Here is a 22,460-nt window from a genome sequence, read left to right on the forward strand (position 1 = left end):
CCCAATTCTGGAGACGCGGAATTGGGGTTTTTGTATAAGAAAATGGTGGGAGGAATCCGGTAAATGAATGAACGTTTTACAAAGGGGCTTGACACAATCAAACAATATATGACTGAGGAAGAAGTAACACAGATGATTACATCCGATCCATTAGCCGATGTGGCACCTGATTTACGCAAAATGATTATTGAATTTGCTTATGGTGATGTCTATGCACGACCAGGATTGGAGGCCAAAAATCGAGCACTTGTCGTGATAACAGCAGTTGTCACACAAGGTGCTGCGCCGCAAACAAAAACCCATATCCAACGAGGATACCATGCAGGCTTAACACAGACAGAAATTGTCGAGGCTCTGTTACAATTAGTGCCCTACATCGGTTTTCCAAAAGTGCAAAATGCCTTAACCATTGCACAGCAAGTCTTTGCAGAAAAAATTTGAAGCATGAATAAAAAAACAGGCAAAGGTTCATAATAAGTTCGGAAACACTTATTAATCTAATATGATGGGGAGGATGCAGAATGAGTAATAGTCAAACACCCAAAGACCAAGAATCTCAGGAAAGTCCGCCACAACTGGTTAAGGTTGAAGCTTCTTAAAACTTAAGCCTAAAGGTGAAACAGAATTGATCTGCTTCGCTGTAGATTAAGTTGAAGCGTAAACCTACTAGTAAAAAATCAAATAGAAGCAATAAGTGTCCATGGATCCAGAATTATTCTGGATCCTTTTTGTGGTTCACTGTTAACAATCTAATTGAGGGTGAGAAGCAGAGAGAAAGGCGCTCCTACTAGGGTAATAAAATTCATAAGGAAGGCAAAATGCACTCACCCAAGCCAAGACTCCACCCCTTTCAAAGGTAAAACATCATATAAGACATTCACATAGGTGAGTTAGTCACCTTCATCATTACCTTCATTTGACATTTTGAGAAATCTGTATTACTCTATACATAACAGATTCTGTTTGGGTATTAACAATACAGATTGGAGGAGCGATATGCAAATACGGTTAGATCCAAATAGTGAATTGCAGCTTTATAAGCAATTAGCCAATCAATTAATTGAATTCATCGCAAAAGGTGAACTGAAAAATGGTGATACATTACCAGCGGTGCGTGCGATGGCTACGGATTTAGGTATCAATGTAAGCACAGTGAGTAAGAGCTACCATGAACTCGATGAAAAAGGGTTAATCGAATTAAAACCGAAAGCGAAGGCAGTCATTATTGGTGGGCAAAAGCGAGAGCTGGAAGAAACAGAGGTTGAAAAAGTGGAAAATGCTTTAAAGCCAATTATGGCGGAAGCTTTTGCACGTGGGTTTGAAAAAGAACAAATAACAAGTTTGTTCCAGCGAATTTTAAAACAATGGAAGTAGGGGTAGTATGCTTATAATAGTAGGCATCTTTATCATTCTCGGTATTTTGGAAACCATGACACCACATTTAACAAGAAAAACTAATGTTTTTGGTGTTTCGATACCAGAACCTTTATGTCAAGCATCCTCAATTACAGCTTTGGAAGAAGCGTTATAGTCAAATTATCGGAGGAATTGCAGGCTTATTTTTACTAGGTCAAATCGGATTCTCTTTGTCGCCTATGCAGGAGGAGAAGACGTCTTTAATCTCCTTTATCCTTTTGTATGTCATGCTCCTGCTATCATCTGGTCTTTACATGAGTTACCATGTTAAAACGAAAAATTTAAAGGGACAGGAACAATGGGAAACAAACATTAAAACGGTGCATGTAACAGACTTAACAATCCGCCAAAAAGATGAAACACTATCGCCCTTATTTTTTAGTTTACCTATCATCATGACACTGGCATTGATTGTTTTTACGTACATGAATTATGACACCATTCCAGCAATTTTTGCCACGCATTGGAATGGTGCAGGGGAGGCGGATGGTTGGACTGAAAAAACTAGGCTCTCCGTCATCAGTATGCCACTGATATTATTAGCGATACAAATTAGCTTTTTCATCATGGGCCAAGGGATGAAAAGTGCCAAAATTCAATTGAGTGCACAGGCTAGAGAAGCCTCAGTTCATCGGGAACTGACTCAACGCAAATATGGTAGCTGGTATTTAGCAGCGATTAATTTTAGTATGACGATTCTATTTATTGTTTTACATTATACAACCGTTATTTTACATGACCAAACAGCCCCATACTTTTTTCCCCTTTTTCTTGTCTTTAATATCGTTACATTAGGTGGCTTACTAGTATTAATTTGGAAGCTCAGTAAAAGCAATGAACGTTTTGATGAGGTACATACAAATGAAACAGCTGCGGCAGATGATCAATACTGGAAATGGGGGATTTTTTATTGTAACAAAAACGATCCATCCTTATTAGTGCCGAAAAAATTTGGAATCGGATGGACTGTCAATTTTGCGAATAAATGGAGCTACATCATAATCGGTATTACCTTATTGCCAATTTTATTGGTGATCTTCATATAGAGAGGAAGATTGGATGAAAAAATGGTTATTGTTATGTTGCACATTGTTACTTTTAAGTGCCTGTGGGCAAAAAGAGGTCACTGCGGACAATCAAGAGACAAAGGGGCAAAGTGCAATGAATGAACAGTTTATCGGAAAATGGGAGGGAAATATTGAAACGCCTAATGGAGCACTGCCAATTATCGTCGATTTACAGAAGGATAGTGGTACATTATCTGTTCCAGCACAAGGTTTATCTAATTTTCCATTTCAAAGTGTCAAGTATACAGATGACAATGTGAAAGTATCTATTCATTTGAACGGCTCTGTTATTGCGATAAACGGCATATTAAAAAATGGACAAATAGAGGCTACATTTCAACAAAATGGTGGGAATTTCCCCCTAATTTTAACGGCTTATAAAGAGCAGCCCGTTACCTATGAAAAACTAAAAATTCCTGTTCAACAGGGAGACTTAACTGTTGCTTTACAAAAAGCGAGCACGTCGCCATCGCCTGTGGCTCTCATTATAGCAGGCTCTGGGCCAACTGATAAAGATGGTAATTCCGCTCTAGCTGGTAAAAATAATAGCTTAAAAATGCTGGCGGAAGGTTTAGCACAAGAGGGCATTACGACGGTTCGCTATGATAAGCGAGGACTTGGTGATAATCAAGCGCTCTTAACAAAGGAAGAAGATGGGACGTTTGATCAATACGTGGATGATGCAGTACAAATCCTACAAACATTGATGGCGGATAAAGCTTATACAAGTGTACACGTGATTGGTCATAGTGAAGGCTCACTCATTGGTTTGCTAGCAGCTCAAAAAACAGGGGTAGCGTCCTTCGTCTCTATCGCAGGTGCTGGAAGACCATTGGACGTAGTACTCTTAGAGCAATTAAAAGGTCAGTTAGCACCGAAGCTTTACAATGAATCAACGGATATTTTGACAGCTTTAAAGCAAGGCAAGCAGGTGACAACTGCTTCGCCAGAGCTGCAAGCCCTCTTCCGTCCATCTGTTCAGCCTTTCCTGATTTCCTTGCTAAAGTACCATCCTGCTGACGAGTTGGAGAAAGTAAAAAGCCGTGTATTAATCGTACAAGGAACAACGGATTTACAAGTAAAGGAAGTCGATGCCGAGGCATTAAAGAAAGGCAAACCAGAGGCGAAGCTACTTTATATGGAGGGTATGAACCATGTATTGAAAAAGGCTCCAGCAGATCGTGCAGGAAACTTAGCAACCTATTCAGACCCTTCATTGCCATTACATGAAAAATTACTACCAGCGATTCAGCAATTTATTAATGAAGAGTAGGATGATGAACGATGAGTATCTTTGTATATGGAATTATCATGCTGCTATTTCTGACCTTTGCCATTGTGCTGTCCCAAGGGAAAGGAGCGTTTTTAATCGCAGGATTTAATACGATGCCAGAAGAAGAAAAAAAGCAGTATGATGAGCAAGCATTGGCGAGATTTATGGGGAAAATGATGTATGGCTACTGCTTTTGTGTGCTTTTATGGATTCTTAATGAACTTTTTCATACACAGTGGTTATTTTTTAGTATCGGACTTGTTCTTTTCGTAGCATTGACGATCTTTTTAATGATCTATGTGAACACAGGCAATCGTTTCAAAAAATAAGAAGGATATAAAATGGACTTGGTCAATGCAATGACAAGTCCATTTTGTTTGGCTACATTTGAAGGAAATGCATTTTATCTATGAGAATTATTATCAATTAGTGGGATTTCTGTTAAACTAGAGACATGCTATTGGTTAAACTAGAAGGAGTGCTTGAGCTCGATGAAATTAAGTGATCATATACTTTTATGGAATCACGCATACATCAAAATTATGGATGTACGATTGACAATGATGGAGCAGGGAGAGGATTTTGGTCCCTATCGATTGCCGACCAGTGCCTTTCTCTATACAAAAAGAGGGAATGCTCAAATCTGGCTGGATAAAAACAGACATCTGGTACACCCGTTTCACGTCCTGCATGCAGGAAAAGGGGTGGATGTAGAGATTGTAGCGGAGAAAGAGTTTGAATACTTTATGATTTTCTATAAGGCAATACTTCCGTTACCTCATCGCCAAGAAATGGTAGCCTTGATGGAAAATCATAATCCTTTCCACTATCAATATGCTTTTGTGCCAGCTCATCCTCTTGCATTACTTGACAGAGCAGAGCAGATGAAGATAGTTTGGCAACAGGCCCATGACAAAGAGCTGAAAAATTTACATATAAAATCATTATTCTATCAATTTATCTATGAATTATTGCGGCAAATGCATGGACAGGGAATTCATCCCGTAAAGCCAGATATGGTGGCGCAGGCAGTTCGCTATATAGAGGAACATGCGCATATGCCTCTAACACTAGACATCATAGCGCAAGAGTTAGGCTGTAGCATTGGTTATTTATCAAAACTGTTTAAAGAAAAAATGCATACAAGCCCGATTCATTATTTAGGTGAAATGCGTGTCAATAAAGCAGCGGCATTACTCGTGCAAACAGATGCTACGTTGCAGGAAATTGCGGAGCATGTCGGTTATCCTGACGGTCATTCCTTGAGCCGAAGCTTTAAACGATACAAGGGTGTATCTCCAGCACAATTTAAAGTGGCATGGAGGCAAAAGCGGCAACTGGAAGATGAAGAATTGCCACTTTGGAAAAGAAGATATGCTATTCTCCCAAAACAATTCGAGTGTTATATTGATGATGAAATTGAAAATCATTATCAACGAAAGGGAGTAAATGAAATGTCGAAGTACAAAAATATGAAAGTAAAGGCTATGACGTTGTTTATGTGCCTATCATTGCTGCTAGCAGCATGCTCAAATACAAATGGAGCCTCATCATCGACAAATCAAGTGGAATCACAAGCGAATAGTGGACAAGAGGCTGTACAAGAAGGAAAGACAAGAATTGTTTCGACGCCTAGAGGTGATGTAGAAATTCCAGCTCAGCCACAGCGTGTAGCGGCTGATCAATATATGGGGCAGCTTTTAAAGTTAGGAATTATTCCAGTTGGTGTCCGCGAAGGCATGTTAACGGAAGGTTGGATTGAGAAAGCGGGGATTCCTCAAGAAACGCTCGCTAAAATCGAGAATTTAGGTGGCTTCCCAATGAATCCTGAAAAACTCATTATGCTAGAGCCCGATTTAATCATTGGGTCGATTGAGAAAAATATTGAACAATATGAAAAAATCGGCTCTACTGTTTTTATTCCTTACTGGGAAGAGCTTTCGACGGCTGGACCATTAGAAAAATTTAGAAGAATTGCTGAAGTATTTGGAAAAGAGCAAGAAGCTGAGTTATGGATAGAAGAATATGAACAGAGGGTAGAAGATGCTCGAAAACAAATCGATGGCATCATTAAAGAAGGTGAAACGGTATCAGTCGTGCAATTAAGCCCTACAGGTTTATTTGTGTTAGCTGCTGAGGGAGGGAATTATGGTAGTAACACCATTTATCAGATGTTGAAATTACCTCCAACAGAGCAAGCTTTAAACATGAAAGAGGGCTTTGAAAATATCTCATTAGAGGTATTGCCACAGTATTTAGGCGATCATGTATTTGTCTATGTCAATTCGCAAGAAGATGCAGAAGAAATTTTGAATAGTCCGATTTGGCAGGGAGCACCTGCTGTTAAAAATGGCAATGTTTATATGTATGGTGAGTTCGATGATGAGTTTGTCATGGAAGATCCTTACTCTTTAGACCTACAACTTGAGAAAATTGTCAAAGTTTTATTGGAGAAAAAAATAAAAAGCAAGTAAAACCTGCATTCATTTTGCAATAAAGTAGAGCTATTTTCTGATGAATGGCCGTTTGTATAAATTCATCCTAGCTGGTCATAATAAAGAAGATTTCACTTATGAAATCTATAATGATGAGGAGGATGAAAAATGAGTAGGTTCGAACAATTAGATCCAAAATCTCAAAAAATCCACCGCAACTGGTCAAGGATTAAGCGATCCAAATCGCAAGTAAATGGTGAAACGGAGATAACTCTCCATAATCGCCTCTTGCGAAGTGAAGCAAAGGCCCGTCAGTTTTAATCATGTTAGAAAAGTAAGTGTCATCAAGCCCAGAAAAAATTCTGGGTTTTTTTATGGATAAAAATAGAAGGCGGAATGTATTATAATACGTTATAAGGAAGAAAAGGGGAGGAAGGCTATGAATATTACTATTCCAACTTATTTACAGTCATATGCAGAAAATGTTGAACAGCTAGAGGCAGTTGAATCACAGTTACAGCTTTGTTCCAGCACAGGGAATAAACAGTTTGAAATTTGGTACTATGGAGATTTACTAACAATCGAAGGTGAGGCATTGCCTTTCATTACTGGAGCAACCGCTAGAATCGTTGCAAAAGACCCTTTAACGGCGGAGGAAATTTTGCTATTTGATGCAACCTTACATGGCTATAATGCGCTATTTTGTGATGAATTTACGGAGGAGCAGCGTATCCATCGTCCACTACGGAAATATCTTTTGCCCACAACAGAAGTTGTCCTATCATTTTTCTATAATATTGACTATGACGAAGAAGCAGAAGACTATGAGGTAGATGAACATGGCAATGTACAGCTACTCAACGGAGAAACAGCAGATTGGGAGATGATAAAAAGTATTGGCTATGATGCCTTTGCTTTTTATGGCAAATCAGAAGATGGTACACTGCTAGCATTTGCACAGGAAGAATTAGCCTAGCATGAAAGGAACATAGAAAAATGCAATTCATCTCATATACACAAGATTTAGCGAAGCAAATTCATCAATATCAATCAAACAATGCATTTTATCGGAACATTATGAAAACAGAAGAGCCAGTGAATATCGGTTTTATCTATATTGAGCCAAATGGGGTAGTTGGTATGCATGAAGCCCCTGTTCCTCAGCTTTTTATCGTGATGCATGGCGAAGGCTGGGTTCGTGGTGAAGATGATGAAAAAATCACCATAAAATCTGGACAGGGTGTGCTTTGGCATCAAGGACAGGCGCATGAATCTGGTAGTACGACAGGCTTGACAGCACTTGTGATCCAAGCTGAGCATATACATCTTACATAAAAAACGTGTGTAACGGTAGGAGGGGAAGGCATTGAGCAACACAGAAAAATGGAACAAATGGTTGAAAGACTATGGGTTAGCACATAAGGCTGAGCAAATAGCAGCTTATACTAGAAGCTCTATACGTATGGTAGCTAAGCAAAATGCTGATGAAGAAATTCCGATTGGCCATTCAAAAATAGGTGGCTGTCCGGATGTTCCCACAGATTTTGTGTGGCCATATACGAACGATAAGAGACCGTTGTATTTCCTTTGCCAACTACATGTAAAGGATATCAAATCTTACGATACCAACAATTTATTACCTACAGATGGATTATTGTCCTTTTTCTATGATGCAGCCGAGCAACCATGGGGATACGATCCGAAAGACTATGATGGCTTCAATGTTTTCTATTTCACAGAACCAGTTAGTAGCCTTACAAGAATAAAAATACCTGCTATCTTACTCAAACATGGCGACATTGCCAGTGCAAGTCTGCAGTTTAAAAATGAATGGACACTCCCGCCCTGGGAATCTCCATTTTGGGATGATTTAGAAGAAACTCTAACGGAAGAGGAAGCAGATAATTTGAGAGACCTTGCATATGAATCGATGGAAGAAGCTGATGCAAATGGAGCCGTTCATCGCATAGACGGTTTTCCAGATGCTATTCAAGGGGATATGTACTTACAATGTCAGCTTGTCTCCAATGGCTTATATTGTGGCGATTCAACTGGCTATAATGATCTCCTTCGAAGGGAATTAGAGGCTGGGGCAACAGACTGGCGATTATTGCTTCAACTTGATTCAGAAGAAGAGCTTGGATATATGTGGGGAGATAGCGGTAGATTGTATTTTTGGATTCGTGAGGATGATTGCCAAAAGACCCGCTTTGATCAGACATGGGTTGTCTTACAATGCTTTTAAAAACAAAGGGGGATAACGGTTGTCAAAGCAACCGTTATCCTTTTTCATGTTGTTTCACCATTTTCACTGTTTTAAGCGGATAACCATCGAAACACTCATCGAATTCTACTAGCTTGTGGAATCACTTTGCCTGATAAACAATTGTATTTTCTTTTGCTACACAAACAAATAATGACGATAGGCTGGGAAGCATGTTTAGCCCTCTTTGTAAAAGAGCTGAACCGATACCACTCCCCTGGCTATCAGGATGCAAGTAAATGGCAAGCAGCTCTGCCTCACCATGTGTAACATTTGAGAAATTAGCAAAGCCTACTAGCGATTCATCGACGATTGCGACTAAAAATAGGCTAGTAGTGAAGCGCTGTGTTAAACGGTTACTGCTATACGCCATTTGTAAAAAGCGATCTTGAATATCACGAGGGATGATTCCTTCATATGTATGGTGCCAGCTTGTTCTAGCAATTTCTTGTACAAATGTAATGTCATTTTCTAGCATCTGTCGTATAATAAATGTCAACACTTTTCACCTGAAATTCCAATTTTTATCTTTATTGTAACATTCAATCAGTCGAAATGGGGGGTCACTTTCATGCAAGTAGTGGAAAAAGCATTTGGCTATATTACGAGAGAGCATGAAGAACAATTACAAGTGCTCGTATTTGAACAGAATTCAGTTGGTGCAGGTATTCAAGTGCCCAAAGGTACAGTAGAAGAGGGCGAAACACCTTTAGAAGCTGTGAAGCGTGAAATGTTGGAGGAGACTGGTCTAACAACACTTGTCGTTCAGAGGTTAATTGCACAGGACTATTTTAATCATCCGTCAGGTATTTTACAGAAACGTTATTTTTATCATTTAACATCCGATGAAACACAAGATTCATGGCAACATCATCCAACGGGCTTAAATGAAGCGGATTTAATTTTTTCATTTTATTGGATTTCTGCTGAGCAAGAAGCGCTACTAGCAAAGGGGCATGGTGATTATTTATACCGTGTGTTAGGAAAGGTGAAAAATTGAACGTAGGATTATAAAGATGCGGTGGCATGACTACTTTAGCTATTAACAAATAGAAAACCCTAACTATGATAAAACACGCAATGAGTGTTTCGTAAAATAGTTAGGGTTTTTTAACGGTCTCTTTCAGGTTGGTTCAATCAAGCCTTGGCCGCAATCTCTAAGGCTTGTGCAAAATCAGCAATTAAATCATCCACATGCTCAAGTCCCACTGAAAATCGTAAAAGTCCATCTGTGATGCCGCGTTTTGCACGCTCCTCAGGCTCCATAGCAGCATGACTCATCTTTGCTGGGTAAGAAAGAATTGATTCCACACCCCCAAGAGAGACCGCAAAAACAGGAATTGTCATTGCTTCGACTAATGCTTTTGCGGCTGCATAATTCGGTAAACGGAAAGACAATACAGCCCCACCACTTGTACTTTGACGTTGATGAATGTCATACCCTGGATGTGAGGCAAGTCCAGGATAGTAGACTTGCTCAACCAGTGGATTTGTAGTTAAAAATGTTGCAATTTTTTGTGCAGATTCAGCAGAGCGACTAAAGCGCACATCTGTTGTTTTGATATTTTGTAGCAGTGTGAAAGAATCTTGTACACCTAAAATATTGCCAAAAGAATTTTGGATAAAGTATAGCTCTTGTCCTAGCTTGTCATCTGCTGTAACTGTTAAGCCAGCAATAATATCAGAATGACCAGATAAGAACTTAGTTGCACTATGAATGACGACATCAACTCCAAGTTCTAGTGGACGTTGGTGTAACGGTGTCATAAAGGTATTATCTAAAAACGTCAGACATTGGTGTTGTTTCGCTAGTGCCACCACGCCACGAATATCTGTGATGCCTAATGTCGGATTTGATGGTGTTTCCATATAAAGCAGCTTCGTAGCTGGCGTTATTGCTGCTTCTACTGCTGCTAGATCCGTGAAATCTACAAATGTATGGGAAATACCAAAGCGTGGTAACACCTTTGTCACAAAACGATAGGTTCCACCATAAACATCCTCGGTCATGACGATATGGTCCCCTTGGGATAACAGCATTAACGCTGCTGATACCGCTGCAATGCCCGAAGAAAAGGCATGAGCGCGAACACCACCTTCAAGTTCTGTCACAGCTTTTTCTAATGCGTCTCTCGTAGGGTTGCCTGAGCGAGCATAATCATATTCTCCAAACTCATCCATACTTTCTTGATGGAAGGTAGAGGACAGATACATGGGAACATTGACAGCCCCTTTTTTATTACCATAGCCATCACGAACACCTGCATGAATGAGGCTCGTTTCAATACGTTGCTTCATAAATTATGCCTCCTTTCTTAGGATATCGAATACTTGTTGTAAGTCTGCAATTAAATCTTCTGCTTCCTCAATACCGACAGAGAATCGAAGTAAACGATCACAAACGCCACGTTCAACACGCTCTTCATATGGCATATCTGCATGTGTTTGTGTGGCAGGATATGTAATAAAGCTTTCCACACCGCCAAGACTTTCAGCAAAAGTAATTAACTTTAAGTTACGAAGGAATGGGTCAATCCACTCAGGTTTTTGCAAGCGGAATGACAGCATGCCACCTTTTCCTGTATAAAGTACATCAGTCACTAATGCTTCTTCCTCTAAATAAGCAGCAATGGCTTTTGCATTTGCATCATGCTGTTTTAATCGAAGATGTAAAGTTTTTAAACCGCGAATAAGTAACCACGAATCCATAGCGCCTAGCACCATACCACTGCCATTATGAATAAAGCCAATGCGTTCAGCTAATTCCTTACCTTTAGCCACAACTAAACCAGCTAAAACATCATTATGACCACCGATATATTTTGTAGCAGAGTGAAGGACAATGTCAGCTCCTAGTTCGATAGGGCGTTGGAAGTATGGTGTATAGAAGGTATTATCTACAATTAACCAGGCTCCATGCTTGTGGGCTAACTCTGCATACACTTGTAAATCGAATTCCTGCATAAGTGGATTTGTTGGGGTTTCAATGAATAACGCACGAGTATTTTCAGTTATTAATGCTTCCACCTGTTCAACCGATTCAAACTTTGAATAAACAGGCTTGATATTATAGGTTTCTTGGAAGAAGTTAAATAGTCTATAGGTACCGCCATATAAATCATCAGGCACGACTAACTCATCGCCTGGTTTAAATAAGGATAACACCAATTGAATAGCAGCCATCCCTGAACTACAGGCAAAGCCCATATCGCCACCCTCTAAATCAGCAATCCCTTCTTCTAAAAGAGCACGTGTAGGATTTTTTGTACGTGTATAGTCAAAGCCAGTAGATTCACCAATTCCAGCATGTTTATAAGCAGTCGATAAATGGATCGGTGGGCTCACAGCACCTGTTATGGGGTCACTTAAATTTCCTAGTTGTACAAGTTTTGTTTCAATACTTCTGTTTAATGTCATGACGTCACTCTTTTCTCCAATATTATTAAAAGCGACAATTTTCGCTTTCAATTTATTAGTATTCTCAATAATTGTTACCAATTTAACATGGATACTAAAGAAGAACAAGGGTGTTTTCTGAAAATTAGCTAGATTATTTATGGTTAATCACGTAGGAATAGTAGGAGATTGATTATTAAATTATGAGCAACAATGTGTGGGAGCTTCTAGTTAAGTTAACAGGATAGAGCAGAGAAAGTGGAGGATACGCATAAAGTTGGTGGATAGAATAAGAAAAGCAGCGGATAGAACGCGGAAAGAGAAGGATAGAGCAGAGAAAGTGGAGGATACGCATAAAGTTGGTGGATAGAGTAAGGAAAGTAGCGGATAGAACGCGGAAAGAGATGGATAGAACAGAGAAAGAGAAGGATACGCATAAAGTTGGTGGATAGAGTAAGGAAAGTAGTGGATAAAATGCGGAAAGAGAAGGATAGAGCAGAGAAAGTGGAGGATACGCATAAAACTGGTGGATAGAATAAGGAAAGCAGCGGATAGAACGTGGAAAGAGAAGGATAGAGCAGAGAAAGTGGAGGATACGCATAAAGTTGGTGGATAGAATAAGAAAAGCAGCGGATAGAACGTGGAAAGAGATGGATAGAGCAGAGAAAGAGAAGGATACGCATAAAGTTGGTGGATAGAATAAGGAAAGTAGCGGTTAAAACGTGGAAAGAGATGGATAGAGCAAAGGAAGTGAAGGATACGCATAAAACTGGTGGATAGAGTAAGGAAAGTAGTGGATAAAATGCGGAAAGAGATGGATAGAACAGAGAAAGAGAAGGATACGCATAAAGTTGGTGGATAGAATAAGGAAAGTAGCGGATAGAACAGCCAAAGAGAAGGATACAAAACCAAAGGATCTGCTTCTTTCGAATAAGGCAGATCCTTTGGTGTCATATGTTAGGCTTGTTCTTTTTTGAGTAAATCACGAATTTCTTTGAGGAGCTCTTCTTTTGCATCTAATTCAGGAGCTGGCTCTTCAACGACTGCTTCTTCTTTTTTACGTGTAAGCTTCGTCATAATTCGGAGCGCCATAAAAATGGCAAATGCAATAATTAAAAAATCAATAATTGATTGTAGAAATACACCTAAATTGACTTGGGCTTCACCAGAGCCAAAAACAAAGCTCTTTGTTAAATCAACACCACCTGTTAAAATACCAACTAATGGCATAATGATATTTTCAACTAAGGAGGTAACAATTTTACCGAAAGCACCACCGATGACTACTGCTACTGCTAGATCGACAATATTGCCTTTCATTGCAAATTCTTTAAAGTCTTTCCACAAAATAAATGCCTCCCTATTATTATCCAATATAATGAATCAATCTGTATTTTACTATATTTTTAGCAAACCTTTCAACTGCTTTTATAGTGAAAATGAATAGCAACCTACAACTGGAAGTTTCTATCTTACAAAAATTAAAAGATTTACTACATATAACGAAAAATTTGGTAATATAGAAAAAGAATACTAGATTAGGTGTGACGTATGACAAAGAAAAAGAACAACAAAGCCATGTTATCACCCGCTACAAAATTGGGTATGATAGCATTATTGATTCCCGTTGCGATAACGGTGTATGTCCTGACATTTTTTGCGTGGAAGGAACTTCAAACATTACCGATTTTCGAAAAGCTTGCACAGCAAAAGGCAATTGAGGAGATTCAACAACATTTCGATATGGACATTCCAGAGAAATACATTCCGGTATATGTAGCAGCGGAGGAGAAATATGGTGTGCCATGGACATTGCTTGCTGCACATCATCGAATTGAAACGCGATTTTCTACAGTGAAATCAATGGTTTCATCTGCCGGGGCAGAAGGGCATATGCAATTTATGCCGTGCACGTTCGTTGGCTGGCAGCATCCTACTTGTTCAGGACTAGGAAAAGGAAACATCACGAAGGCTGAATTAATGAATCCAGAGACAATTGCTAAATATGGAGGATATGGCGTAGACGCGAATGGGGATGGTATAGCCGATCCCTATGATATTGAGGATGCGGTATTTAGTGCAGCTAATTATTTAGCTAAATACGGCGCTGCCAAAGGTAATATTAAGAAAGCTGTGTATCAATACAATCATAGTGAAGAATATGTAGAAAATGTATTGTATTACTACCAATTGTATAATAATTATCACGATGAACTCCGAGCAACCGTTTTACTAAATGAAGCAAAATAAAGAGCCATCACCATGGATGGCTCTTTATTACATATTTAAGTTGCTTTACGCATACCTTTTAAAATAAGGCTGACGATAAAGATCAACACAACGGCACCGATCAGTGCTGGGAACACGTAGAAATCACTTACTCTCCAACCCCAGTTCCCTAAAACCATACTACCGATCCAAGAACCAACAATCCCTGCAATAATATTCCCGATGATGCCACCAGGTACATCTTTACCTAAAATTACGCCAGCTAACCATCCAAGAATTCCTCCGATGATTAAATACCAAATGAAACTAATCATTATTTTCATCTCCTTAAAATTAAGATATAATGGCGATTACTTAGTTATACCCTGAATGGAGTAGATTAAACACTGCGATTTTGTTTAGTAATTATTACATGCTGTAATAATGGCTGTAGACAAATGAATGCAGCTCTTTCATCATGCCCACAATAACGTAACTCCAACTGCATAAATGATTGTGAAAATGTCCACATTAACTACAATTACTTCTATATTGTACATACACCGATTTTCGCTTACTTCTATAGTATGTTCACGCATTCAATTCGTACCAAAAATAGATGGAACGCTCCAAAATCAGCCGTTTGACTAAATATTTGCAAAAACCACCTTTTTATCCATGAAAAAATGCATTTTTTGTTGAAGCAGAATTTCAATCAATTATACGGTTGTTCATTTTTTATTTATATGAATGGAAAATGGTTAAATTTTCACCTTTTAATAGTTTGAAAATTCTGTTTAAAAGGATTATAATGAGAAAAAAGGAGCGTGTTGCATATGAATATGGCTGTTATGAAACGTTTAAATCGTCAAGGTTTTCTGATTGCTGGTCTGCATTTGTTAGTGCTGCTAAATCTTGCAGCCGATTTCTTATACGCATCGTAACCAATTGAATAGAAAGGTGAATGAAATGTTTGTCCCATTCTAAAACAACTGTGTCGACTTATTGAATAAAAAGCGCACGGTTGTTTTTATTTTGACTCATGAATAACAAAATTATTCTGTAAATTATCAAATACATAGTATATACAGGAGGGATTAAATGACGACAAGATTGGATCGAGCGTTTAGTGATTTGGAAAGACCATTTGCTTGGTTGGACTTAGATGCGCTGGATAAAAATATACGAACTGTGCAAGAGGCTTGTGGTGGCAAGCAAATTCGTATTGCGACAAAATCGATTCGTTCTGTTGAAGTGCTTCGTTATGTTCAGAAAAACCTTGCTAATGTTGTAGGCTTTATGACATTCACAGCGGCAGAGACCATTTTTTTACTACAGCAGCAATTTGATGATTTATTACTGGGCTATCCAGTAATGGAGGAAGCAGCTATTCGTCGCTTGCTACATTTCGTCAAAGACGGGAAGAGCGTTACTTTTATGGTGGATCGGCCAGAACATATCCAACTATTAGCGAAGCTGGGACTAGAAATAGGTGTACGTGTACAGGTTTGCATTGATATTAATGTTTCGAATGATTTTAAAGTACTGTATTTCGGGACTAAACGTTCATCGTTGTATTCTCTTGAGACGCTGACACCTTTTTTGCAAGAGATTCAAAAAACATCAGCGATTGAGGTTGTAGGTGCAATGGGCTATGAGGCTCAAATAGCAGGCGTTGGCAATCGTCCTGCGAATGCAATAAAAGGCAAAGTGATTGAGGCAATGCAAGTACAAGCTAAAAAACAAGTAACCCAATTTCGTCGCTTAGCGATAGCCCATATCAAGGCGTATTTTCCAAACTTACGCTTCGTCAATGGTGGAGGCTCAGGGAGCATGTTATATACCAATCAGCAGAAAGAAGTGACTGAAATTACAGTAGGCTCCGCTTTTTATGCACCTGCATTGTTCGATCAATTTACACATTTACAGCTAGAAAAGGCAGCTGGATTTGCTTTGAGTGTAACGAGAAAGCCTGAAAAAAATATTGTTGTTTGTCATGGTGGTGGTTATACGGCTTCTGGAGCAATTGGGTTGGATCGCTTACCTGTATTCTATGAACCTAGCAATTTTGCATATCTTAGCTTAGAAGGAGCAGGAGAAGTACAAACGCCTATAAAGGTCAAAGGAAAACATATTAATATTGGTGATACGATCTATTTTAGACATGCAAAAGCAGGGGAGCTTTGTGAGCGTTTTCAAGTACTCCATGGGATTCGAGAGGACAAGTATATGGGGCCTTACACAACATATAGGGGGGATGGACAATGTTTTCTATAGAAAAATGGCGTAATGGTGAAAAGTGGACAAATTGGGCGGGGAATGTTATTTCTTATCCGAGTGAAATGTACTTACCACAATCGGTTGAAGAAGTTTCAACCATTGTCAAGCATGCACGTGAAGCGGGAAAAACGATTCGGGTTACAGGGGCAGCTCACTCTTTTAGCGCTGTGGCTATGCCAGAGCATATCGCTATTTCCTTACATAATATGCGTGGATTAATCGCTGTGAATGAGGAAAAGCAGGAGGCAACATTATGGGCTGGTACCTACCTATATGAAATTGGACCAATGCTGGAGAAGTACGGCTTTGCTTTAATCAATATGGGGGATATTCAGGAGCAAACGATTGCAGGAGCAGTATCAACGGGTACACATGGTACAGGGATTACACTTGGTTCTCTGTCGTCTGCTGTCATGACATGGGGGTTTGTAGATGGCACTGGCACATATCAGGAGCACAGGAGGGGAATGGACGATTTATCTGAAGCACTACATGTATCGCTCGGTATGCTTGGTGTCCTTGTCAAAGTAACGATCAAAGTCATGCCACTTTATAGCTTGCATTATGTTGGGGCAAGAGAAACTTTGAGCAATGGTCTCACACTATTCGCAGAGGATATTCGCCAACATCGCCATGTGGAATGGTTTTATTTCCCTGGCAGTGAGACGATTCAAGTAAAACGGATGAATGCTGTAGCACCCATCTATCAAAGTGAATGGAATAAAAAAATAGAAACGTTAAAGCTCCAAATTGTTGAAAATGGTGCTTTCTTTGCCATGTCAGAACTTTGTAAGTGGAAACCAGCGTTAAGTGGTGCTATGAGTAAAATAGCAGCCGCAAATGTCGTGGAAAGTGAAAAAGTGGGTATAAGCTATGAAATTTATCCTTCTCCTCGTAGTGTGAAGTTCCAAGAAAGTGAATATGCCATTCCACTCGCTCAATTTGAAGCATGCGTGGAGGAAATTCATACAACCTTTAAAAAAGGGATTTTTAATGTTCATTTTCCATTAGAGTGTCGAACAACTGCGGGGGAAACAGGCTTTTTAAGTCCAACACAGGGGCGCGAGTCTGCTTTTATAGCCTTTCATATGTATAAAGGGATGTCAGAAGAGCCTTATTTTAAATGGGTTCATACTTTGATGCAAAAATATGATGGCCGACCTCATTGGGGAAAACAACACCATTTAACAGCACAAACCGTCTACGAACTGTATCCAGAGATCAAAAAGTTTTTAAAAATACGACACCAATATGATCCCGATCAAGTATTTTTTACAGGCTACTTAAAAAAATTGTTTCTATTGTAAGCGTTATCTCTATAGATAAGATGATTCAACTTGTCCGAAAATATGGGAATCAATGGCCTCTTACATTGTTGGTTATTATTGAAAAATTAAAATTTGAACGAAATGTCAAAATTTTTATCAAAGCGAGATAAAACTGATGCTTAATCAGCATGTAAACGATTTCAATTTTGACAGATTTTTTTAATTGTTTGAACAATTCAAAAAATACTGTTGACGAGACCTTTTTTTCGTACTATGATAACAACAATTTAACACGTTCGTTACAGCAGTAGCCATCTAGTAGGCTGCTACTCTATAAACAAAAATTAAAAAGACAGAACATTTTGTCTATAGCAACGAACATAGTATGGATAGCAATGAGGGGCGTTTAAAATGAGAAGTGACATGATTAAAGTAGGCGTAGATCGAGCGCCACATCGAAGTCTTTTATATGCAACAGGCAAAGTAAAAGCAAAAGATTTAGGCAAACCATTTATTGGGGTTTGTAACTCATATATCGACATAATACCAGGTCACGTTCATTTACGTACGTTCGCTGATGTAGTGAAAGAAGCCATTATTGAAGCGGGTGGTATTCCATTCGAATTTAATACAATTGGTGTCGATGATGGTATTGCAATGGGGCATATTGGTATGCGTTATTCATTACCAAGTCGTGAAATTATAGCAGACTCAGCAGAGACAGTTATTAATGCACATTGGTTTGATGGTGTATTTTATATTCCAAACTGTGACAAAATTACACCAGGGATGCTGATGGCAGCAGTTCGCACAAACGTACCATCTATCTTTGTTTCTGGTGGTCCAATGGAGGCTGGTACTTCTGCTTCAGGCAAGCAGCTTTCTTTAACCTCTGTTTTTGAAGGCGTAGGAGCCCATAAATCAGGAAAGATGTCATCTGAAGAGTTGTTAGATATTGAAAATAATGCATGTCCAACATGTGGCTCATGCTCAGGGATGTTTACAGCCAACTCGATGAACTGTTTAATGGAAATGCTCGGTGTTGCTCTACCAGGGAATGGTACAATCGTTGCCACTTCTGAAGAGCGTCACAAGCTGATTAAAGAAGCAGCTAAACAATTAATTCGTATGGTCAAGGAAGACATTAAGCCACGCGACATTATTACAAAAGAGTCAATTGATGATGCTTTTGCTCTTGATATGGCAATGGGAGGCTCCACAAACACTGTTCTTCATACATTAGCCATTGCCAATGAAGCAGAAATAGATTACAACATTGAAGATATTAATAAAGTAGCAGAGCGAGTACCCTATTTAGCGAAAATTATGCCTGCATCCGATATTTCAATGGATGATATCAATAAAGCGGGTGGTGTTAGTGCCATTATTAATGAATTAACATCCATTCCGGGAGCTATTCATCCAGATCGCCCAACCGTTGCAGGTGTAACGATGGGTGAGCTTGTCAAAGATTATCACATCACGAATGATCAAGTCATTCGAACAAAAGACAATCCCTATAGTGCTGTAGGTGGGTTATCGGTGTTATTTGGTAACATTGCACCTGATGGCTCCGTTATTAAAGTAGGTGCAGTTGATCCTTCTATCAAGGTATTCAAGGGAGAGGCAATCGTCTTTGATTCCCAGGAAGCAGCGCAGGAAAACATTGATAATGGAATAGTGAAAGAGGGCCATGTAGTCGTCATTCGCTATGAAGGACCTAAGGGTGGCCCAGGGATGCCTGAAATGCTTGCACCAACATCTGCGATACAAGGTCGTGGTCTTGGTACAAAGGTTGCATTAATTACAGATGGTCGTTTCTCAGGTGCATCTCGAGGTATTTCAATTGGTCATATTTCACCAGAAGCTGCTGAAGGCGGTCCAATCGCCTTAGTAGAAAACGGAGATATTATTGAAATTGATCTACCAAATCGTACGATTAATGTACAAGTTTCAGATGAAGTTTTAGCTGAACGTCGTGCAAAATTACCAGTCTTTGAGCCAAAAATCAAACGTGGTTGGTTAGCAAGATATTCAAAATTAGTGACGAACGCTTCCACTGGTGGCGTAATGAAAATTTAACAACTAGATAAATGAAAACGTTGATGAGGTTAAAGGTTCTAGAGCCTTGTATCTACCAGAGAGCCGGTCGTGCTGGAAGCCGGCGATACAACTAGATCCGACATCCCCTCGGAGTGGGCTATTAAACGTGTTTACACCATTAGATAGCTCCGGGCATAGTCGAAAGTGCTCGTTATTAATGAATAAATGTTTTATGACACCCTATTGGATGTGAAATTTTTTGCATAGGTGTATAAATGCAGTCATTTATTCGCGAGGTAGCAATTATTTGCTATAAAAAAGGGTGGTACCATGGAAAGTCTTTTTCATCCCTACGTAAGGTAGTTCTTTGCGTGTGGAGAAAAGGGCTTTTTTATTATTTTCACGACGTAATGAGCAAACTCTCAATGAAAAGGAAGAGAGGTAGACTTACCAGCTAGTGGCACTTTACTAATCTAGAACACTGATGTATGACTTTGAAAGAAATGAAGGAGGCATAAATTGATGAGTGCGAATGTTTCAATCAATGAACAAGAACAATTAGCAACAACAGCAACGGCTGAACAAACCTATCAAGCGAAGGACGGTGCAGATGTTTTAGTGCAGGCTTTGCATGATCAAGGTGTTGAAATCATCTTTGGCTATCCAGGTGGAGCCGTATTACAAATCTATGATGCGATGTATAAAAATCCGATTCGCCATATTTTAACAAGACATGAACAGGGGGCTATTCATGCGGCTGAAGGCTATGCACGTGTCTCAGGTAAAACAGGCGTTGTCATTGCCACAAGTGGACCTGGTGCAACAAACCTCGTAACAGGTATTGCGGATGCCATGATTGATTCCATCCCATTAGTTGTCTTCACAGGTCAGGTTGCTACATCTGTCATTGGAACAGATGCTTTCCAAGAAGCTGATATCATGGGGATTACGACACCAATCACAAAGCACAATTACCAAGTGCAGGATGTCAATGACATTCCACGTATTGTGAAGGAAGCATTCCATATTGCAAGCACTGGACGTAAGGGACCAGTGGTTGTGGACTTTCCAAAAAACGTTTCACAAATGTTGTTTGATGTAGAGAATCCACCACAAGCACCAGATGAAATTTATTTACCAGGCTATCAACCAACCTATAAACCAAACTATTTACAAATTCAAAAGGCGATCCAAGCAATTTCTTTGGCAAAAAATCCAGTTATTTTAGCTGGTGCAGGTGTTCTTTTTGCTGACGCACGTGAGGAATTAACGGCCTTTGCTGAAAAATACCGTATCCCCGTAACGAATACATTGCTAGGGCTAGGCTCCATTCATGGGGAACATGATTTATTCCTTGGAATGGCAGGAATGCACGGTACGGTTACAGCAAATACAGCCATCACAAAAACAGATTTACTACTCAATATCGGTGCACGTTTTGATGATCGTTTAACAGGAAATTTAGCCACATTTGCACCAAATGCAACGATTATCCATATCGATATTGACCCTGCTGAAATTGGTAAAAACGTACCGACAGATATTCCGATTGTTGCGGATGCAAAAGAGGCGTTAAAGGCATTGTTGAAAAAGGATTTCGAAGGTCCTGATACAGCAGACTGGCTAGCCTTTTTAAATAATCATGCGAATGAATACCCATTGTGGTATTGCAAAGATGCCAATACGCAAGAAATCTTACCACAAGAGGCATTGCAATTAGTGCACAAGATTACAGAGGGTGATGCCATTGTAACGACAGATGTAGGGCAGCATCAAATGTGGGCAGCACAATACTACCATTTAAATAATGATCATGCATGGGTAACGTCTGGTGGACTTGGTACGATGGGCTTCGGCTTCCCGGCCGCAATTGGGGCTCAGTTTGCGAAGCCAGACAAAAAAGTTATTTCGATTGTAGGAGATGCTGGATTCCAAATGACGGCACAGGAGCTATCTATTCTACAGGAATTTAACTTACCAGTAAAAATAGTGATTTTGAATAATAGTTGTCTTGGAATGGTGCGCCAATGGCAACAAACATTCTATGAAGAACGTTATTCATCGTCGCTGATGCCAATCCAACCAGATTTTGTTAAATTAGCGGATGCCTATAATATTAAAGGCTATCGTATTAACACAATCGATGAGGCGGAGAATATTTTCCGTGAGGCACTACTTTCTGATGAGCCAGTATTAATTGATTGTCGAGTGAAACAGCTTGAATGTGTTTACCCAATGGTAGCACCAGGCAAAGGCTTACATGAAATGATTGGGGTGAAAAAGAATTGAAACGAGTAATTACTGTAACTGTGATTAACCAAAGTGGTGTATTAAACCGATTGACAGGTTTGTTGATGAAGCGACAGTTCAATATTGAATCGATTACAGTAGGGCATACTGAACAACCAAATTTTTCTAAGATGACCTTTGTTGTCAATGTTGAGGATGAACGCAAAATCGAGCAGCTAGTAAAACAATTATCCAAGCAAATTGATGTGTTAAAAGTCAATGATATTACCGACAAATCAATTGTTCTGCGAGAGCTGGCGCTAGTAAAGGTTATTTCACCACCAAATCTACGCTTGGAAATGAATTCGATTGTTGAACCATTTCGTGCACAAATTATTGATACAGCCAAAAATGTTGTGACGTATCAAGTAGTAGGGCACCCAGAAAAGATTGATGCCTTTATCGAACTCATTCGACCATATGGCATTAAAGAACTGACACGTACAGGAGCCACTGCCTCTGTGCGTGAAACGCAAAAAATCTCAAACCCACAGCTCTCTATTTTAAAATAGTTTGCATATA

General features: G+C 39.4%; 21 protein-coding genes and 1 pseudogene. 17 read left to right on the forward strand and 5 right to left on the reverse strand.

The window, feature by feature from the left end:
* The first annotated feature begins 63 nt into the window (after positions 1-63).
* The 10 genes from MHI34_RS16755 (at position 64) to MHI34_RS16800 (ending at position 8,436) form a co-directional block, all read left to right on the forward strand.
* On the forward strand, positions 64-441 hold the full coding sequence (locus tag MHI34_RS16755; RefSeq protein ID WP_036120128.1) for a carboxymuconolactone decarboxylase family protein: 378 nt from the start codon (positions 64-66) through the stop codon (positions 439-441).
* 555 nt (positions 442-996) lie between these two features.
* Positions 997-1,374: a GntR family transcriptional regulator gene (locus MHI34_RS16760; RefSeq protein WP_342503681.1), complete on the forward strand. Its 378-nt coding sequence runs from the start codon at positions 997-999 to the stop codon at positions 1,372-1,374.
* An 83-nt stretch (positions 1,375-1,457) separates the two neighbouring features.
* Positions 1,458-2,462: a DUF5808 domain-containing protein gene (locus MHI34_RS16765; RefSeq protein WP_342503682.1), complete on the forward strand. Its 1,005-nt coding sequence runs from the start codon at positions 1,458-1,460 to the stop codon at positions 2,460-2,462.
* Between the two features lie 13 nt (positions 2,463-2,475).
* Positions 2,476-3,756, forward strand: a complete 1,281-nt coding sequence (locus MHI34_RS16770) for an alpha/beta fold hydrolase (RefSeq protein WP_340811434.1) — start codon at positions 2,476-2,478, stop codon at positions 3,754-3,756.
* A gap of 11 nt (positions 3,757-3,767) precedes the next feature.
* Positions 3,768-4,085, forward strand: a complete 318-nt coding sequence (locus tag MHI34_RS16775) for a DUF3784 domain-containing protein (protein ID WP_036120141.1) — start codon at positions 3,768-3,770, stop codon at positions 4,083-4,085.
* Positions 4,086-4,247: 162 nt separating this feature from the next.
* The gene (locus tag MHI34_RS16780; protein WP_271910190.1) at positions 4,248-6,230 is read left to right on the forward strand and encodes an AraC family transcriptional regulator; all 1,983 of its coding nucleotides are present in this window, start codon (positions 4,248-4,250) and stop codon (positions 6,228-6,230) included.
* Positions 6,231-6,359: 129 nt separating this feature from the next.
* Positions 6,360-6,512, forward strand: a complete 153-nt coding sequence (locus tag MHI34_RS16785) for a YpzG family protein (protein ID WP_004231380.1) — start codon at positions 6,360-6,362, stop codon at positions 6,510-6,512.
* A 118-nt stretch (positions 6,513-6,630) separates the two neighbouring features.
* Positions 6,631-7,167 (forward strand): hypothetical protein, encoded by a 537-nt coding sequence (locus tag MHI34_RS16790; RefSeq protein WP_340809167.1) that lies wholly within the window; start codon positions 6,631-6,633, stop codon positions 7,165-7,167.
* Positions 7,168-7,187: 20 nt separating this feature from the next.
* Positions 7,188-7,526: a cupin gene (locus tag MHI34_RS16795; RefSeq protein WP_036123245.1), complete on the forward strand. Its 339-nt coding sequence runs from the start codon at positions 7,188-7,190 to the stop codon at positions 7,524-7,526.
* Between the two features lie 31 nt (positions 7,527-7,557).
* Positions 7,558-8,436 (forward strand): YwqG family protein, encoded by an 879-nt coding sequence (locus MHI34_RS16800; RefSeq protein ID WP_342503683.1) that lies wholly within the window; start codon positions 7,558-7,560, stop codon positions 8,434-8,436.
* A gap of 34 nt (positions 8,437-8,470) precedes the next feature.
* Here MHI34_RS16800 and MHI34_RS16805 read toward each other — a convergent pair.
* Positions 8,471-8,953: pseudogene (locus tag MHI34_RS16805) on the reverse strand (GNAT family N-acetyltransferase).
* Positions 8,954-9,025: 72 nt separating this feature from the next.
* Here MHI34_RS16805 and MHI34_RS16810 point away from each other — a divergent pair.
* On the forward strand, positions 9,026-9,454 hold the full coding sequence (locus tag MHI34_RS16810; protein WP_036123251.1) for an NUDIX domain-containing protein: 429 nt from the start codon (positions 9,026-9,028) through the stop codon (positions 9,452-9,454).
* Between the two features lie 137 nt (positions 9,455-9,591).
* Here MHI34_RS16810 and MHI34_RS16815 read toward each other — a convergent pair whose 3' ends face one another.
* The 3 genes from MHI34_RS16815 to mscL form a co-directional block, all read right to left on the reverse strand.
* On the reverse strand, positions 9,592-10,752 hold the full coding sequence (locus MHI34_RS16815) for an aminotransferase class I/II-fold pyridoxal phosphate-dependent enzyme (protein WP_340809164.1): 1,161 nt from the start codon (positions 10,750-10,752) through the stop codon (positions 9,592-9,594).
* 3 nt (positions 10,753-10,755) lie between these two features.
* Positions 10,756-11,871, reverse strand: coding sequence for a methionine biosynthesis PLP-dependent protein (locus tag MHI34_RS16820; protein WP_141903673.1), 1,116 nt, complete (start codon positions 11,869-11,871; stop codon positions 10,756-10,758).
* Positions 11,872-12,807: 936 nt separating this feature from the next.
* Positions 12,808-13,197, reverse strand: a complete 390-nt coding sequence (gene mscL / locus MHI34_RS16825; protein WP_036123266.1) for a large conductance mechanosensitive channel protein MscL — start codon at positions 13,195-13,197, stop codon at positions 12,808-12,810.
* A gap of 204 nt (positions 13,198-13,401) precedes the next feature.
* Here mscL and MHI34_RS16830 point away from each other — a divergent pair, with 204 nt between their 5' ends.
* Positions 13,402-14,100, forward strand: coding sequence for a lytic transglycosylase domain-containing protein (locus MHI34_RS16830; RefSeq protein ID WP_058844538.1), 699 nt, complete (start codon positions 13,402-13,404; stop codon positions 14,098-14,100).
* A gap of 35 nt (positions 14,101-14,135) precedes the next feature.
* Here the strand turns inward: MHI34_RS16830 and MHI34_RS16835 are convergent, their stop codons facing one another.
* On the reverse strand, positions 14,136-14,393 hold the full coding sequence (locus tag MHI34_RS16835) for a GlsB/YeaQ/YmgE family stress response membrane protein (RefSeq protein ID WP_036123271.1): 258 nt from the start codon (positions 14,391-14,393) through the stop codon (positions 14,136-14,138).
* 766 nt (positions 14,394-15,159) lie between these two features.
* On the opposite strand from MHI34_RS16835, the gene MHI34_RS16840 reads away from it, so the two are divergent.
* From MHI34_RS16840 to ilvN, 5 genes are all read left to right on the forward strand, one after another.
* Positions 15,160-16,335 carry an amino acid deaminase/aldolase gene (locus tag MHI34_RS16840; RefSeq protein ID WP_342503684.1) on the forward strand — a complete coding sequence of 392 codons (1,176 nt, stop codon included), beginning with the start codon at positions 15,160-15,162 and terminating at the stop codon, positions 16,333-16,335.
* Positions 16,323-17,645: a D-arabinono-1,4-lactone oxidase gene (locus tag MHI34_RS16845; RefSeq protein WP_342503685.1), complete on the forward strand. Its 1,323-nt coding sequence runs from the start codon at positions 16,323-16,325 to the stop codon at positions 17,643-17,645. Before MHI34_RS16840 ends, MHI34_RS16845 begins: the two co-directional genes overlap by 13 nt.
* A gap of 372 nt (positions 17,646-18,017) precedes the next feature.
* Complete coding sequence (gene ilvD / locus MHI34_RS16850) at positions 18,018-19,688, forward strand: dihydroxy-acid dehydratase (protein ID WP_036123280.1); 1,671 nt, start codon at positions 18,018-18,020, stop codon at positions 19,686-19,688.
* A 483-nt stretch (positions 19,689-20,171) separates the two neighbouring features.
* Positions 20,172-21,938, forward strand: a complete 1,767-nt coding sequence (ilvB, locus tag MHI34_RS16855) for a biosynthetic-type acetolactate synthase large subunit (protein ID WP_058844541.1) — start codon at positions 20,172-20,174, stop codon at positions 21,936-21,938.
* The gene (gene ilvN / locus MHI34_RS16860; RefSeq protein WP_036123293.1) at positions 21,935-22,450 is read left to right on the forward strand and encodes an acetolactate synthase small subunit; all 516 of its coding nucleotides are present in this window, start codon (positions 21,935-21,937) and stop codon (positions 22,448-22,450) included. The genes ilvB and ilvN overlap by 4 nt, the downstream gene beginning before the upstream one ends.
* Positions 22,451-22,460: the final 10 nt, after the last annotated feature.

It is taken from the genome of Lysinibacillus sp. FSL L8-0126 (assembly GCF_038630385.1).
Lineage (GTDB): Bacteria > Bacillota > Bacilli > Bacillales_A > Planococcaceae > Lysinibacillus > Lysinibacillus fusiformis_D.

Excerpts from the sequence above, each read along its gene's own strand:
- ilvB (WP_058844541.1), top strand. The coding sequence starts at position 20,172 with ATGAGTGCGAATGTTTCAATCAATGAACAAGAACAATTAGCAACAACA.
- MHI34_RS16770 (WP_340811434.1), top strand. The coding sequence starts at position 2,476 with ATGAAAAAATGGTTATTGTTATGTTGCACATTGTTACTTTTAAGTGCC.
- MHI34_RS16790 (WP_340809167.1), top strand. The coding sequence starts at position 6,631 with ATGAATATTACTATTCCAACTTATTTACAGTCATATGCAGAAAATGTT.
- MHI34_RS16845 (WP_342503685.1), top strand. The coding sequence starts at position 16,323 with ATGTTTTCTATAGAAAAATGGCGTAATGGTGAAAAGTGGACAAATTGG.
- MHI34_RS16820 (WP_141903673.1), bottom strand. The coding sequence starts at position 11,871 with ATGACATTAAACAGAAGTATTGAAACAAAACTTGTACAACTAGGAAAT.
- MHI34_RS16780 (WP_271910190.1), top strand. The coding sequence starts at position 4,248 with ATGAAATTAAGTGATCATATACTTTTATGGAATCACGCATACATCAAA.
- MHI34_RS16835 (WP_036123271.1), bottom strand. The coding sequence starts at position 14,393 with ATGATTAGTTTCATTTGGTATTTAATCATCGGAGGAATTCTTGGATGG.
- ilvD (WP_036123280.1), top strand. The coding sequence starts at position 18,018 with ATGAGAAGTGACATGATTAAAGTAGGCGTAGATCGAGCGCCACATCGA.
- MHI34_RS16795 (WP_036123245.1), top strand. The coding sequence starts at position 7,188 with ATGCAATTCATCTCATATACACAAGATTTAGCGAAGCAAATTCATCAA.
- MHI34_RS16760 (WP_342503681.1), top strand. The coding sequence starts at position 997 with ATGCAAATACGGTTAGATCCAAATAGTGAATTGCAGCTTTATAAGCAA.
- MHI34_RS16830 (WP_058844538.1), top strand. The coding sequence starts at position 13,402 with ATGACAAAGAAAAAGAACAACAAAGCCATGTTATCACCCGCTACAAAA.
- MHI34_RS16815 (WP_340809164.1), bottom strand. The coding sequence starts at position 10,752 with ATGAAGCAACGTATTGAAACGAGCCTCATTCATGCAGGTGTTCGTGAT.
- MHI34_RS16840 (WP_342503684.1), top strand. The coding sequence starts at position 15,160 with ATGACGACAAGATTGGATCGAGCGTTTAGTGATTTGGAAAGACCATTT.
- MHI34_RS16765 (WP_342503682.1), top strand. The coding sequence starts at position 1,458 with ATGTTTTTGGTGTTTCGATACCAGAACCTTTATGTCAAGCATCCTCAA.
- MHI34_RS16755 (WP_036120128.1), top strand. The coding sequence starts at position 64 with ATGAATGAACGTTTTACAAAGGGGCTTGACACAATCAAACAATATATG.
- MHI34_RS16775 (WP_036120141.1), top strand. The coding sequence starts at position 3,768 with ATGAGTATCTTTGTATATGGAATTATCATGCTGCTATTTCTGACCTTT.
- MHI34_RS16785 (WP_004231380.1), top strand. The coding sequence starts at position 6,360 with ATGAGTAGGTTCGAACAATTAGATCCAAAATCTCAAAAAATCCACCGC.
- MHI34_RS16810 (WP_036123251.1), top strand. The coding sequence starts at position 9,026 with ATGCAAGTAGTGGAAAAAGCATTTGGCTATATTACGAGAGAGCATGAA.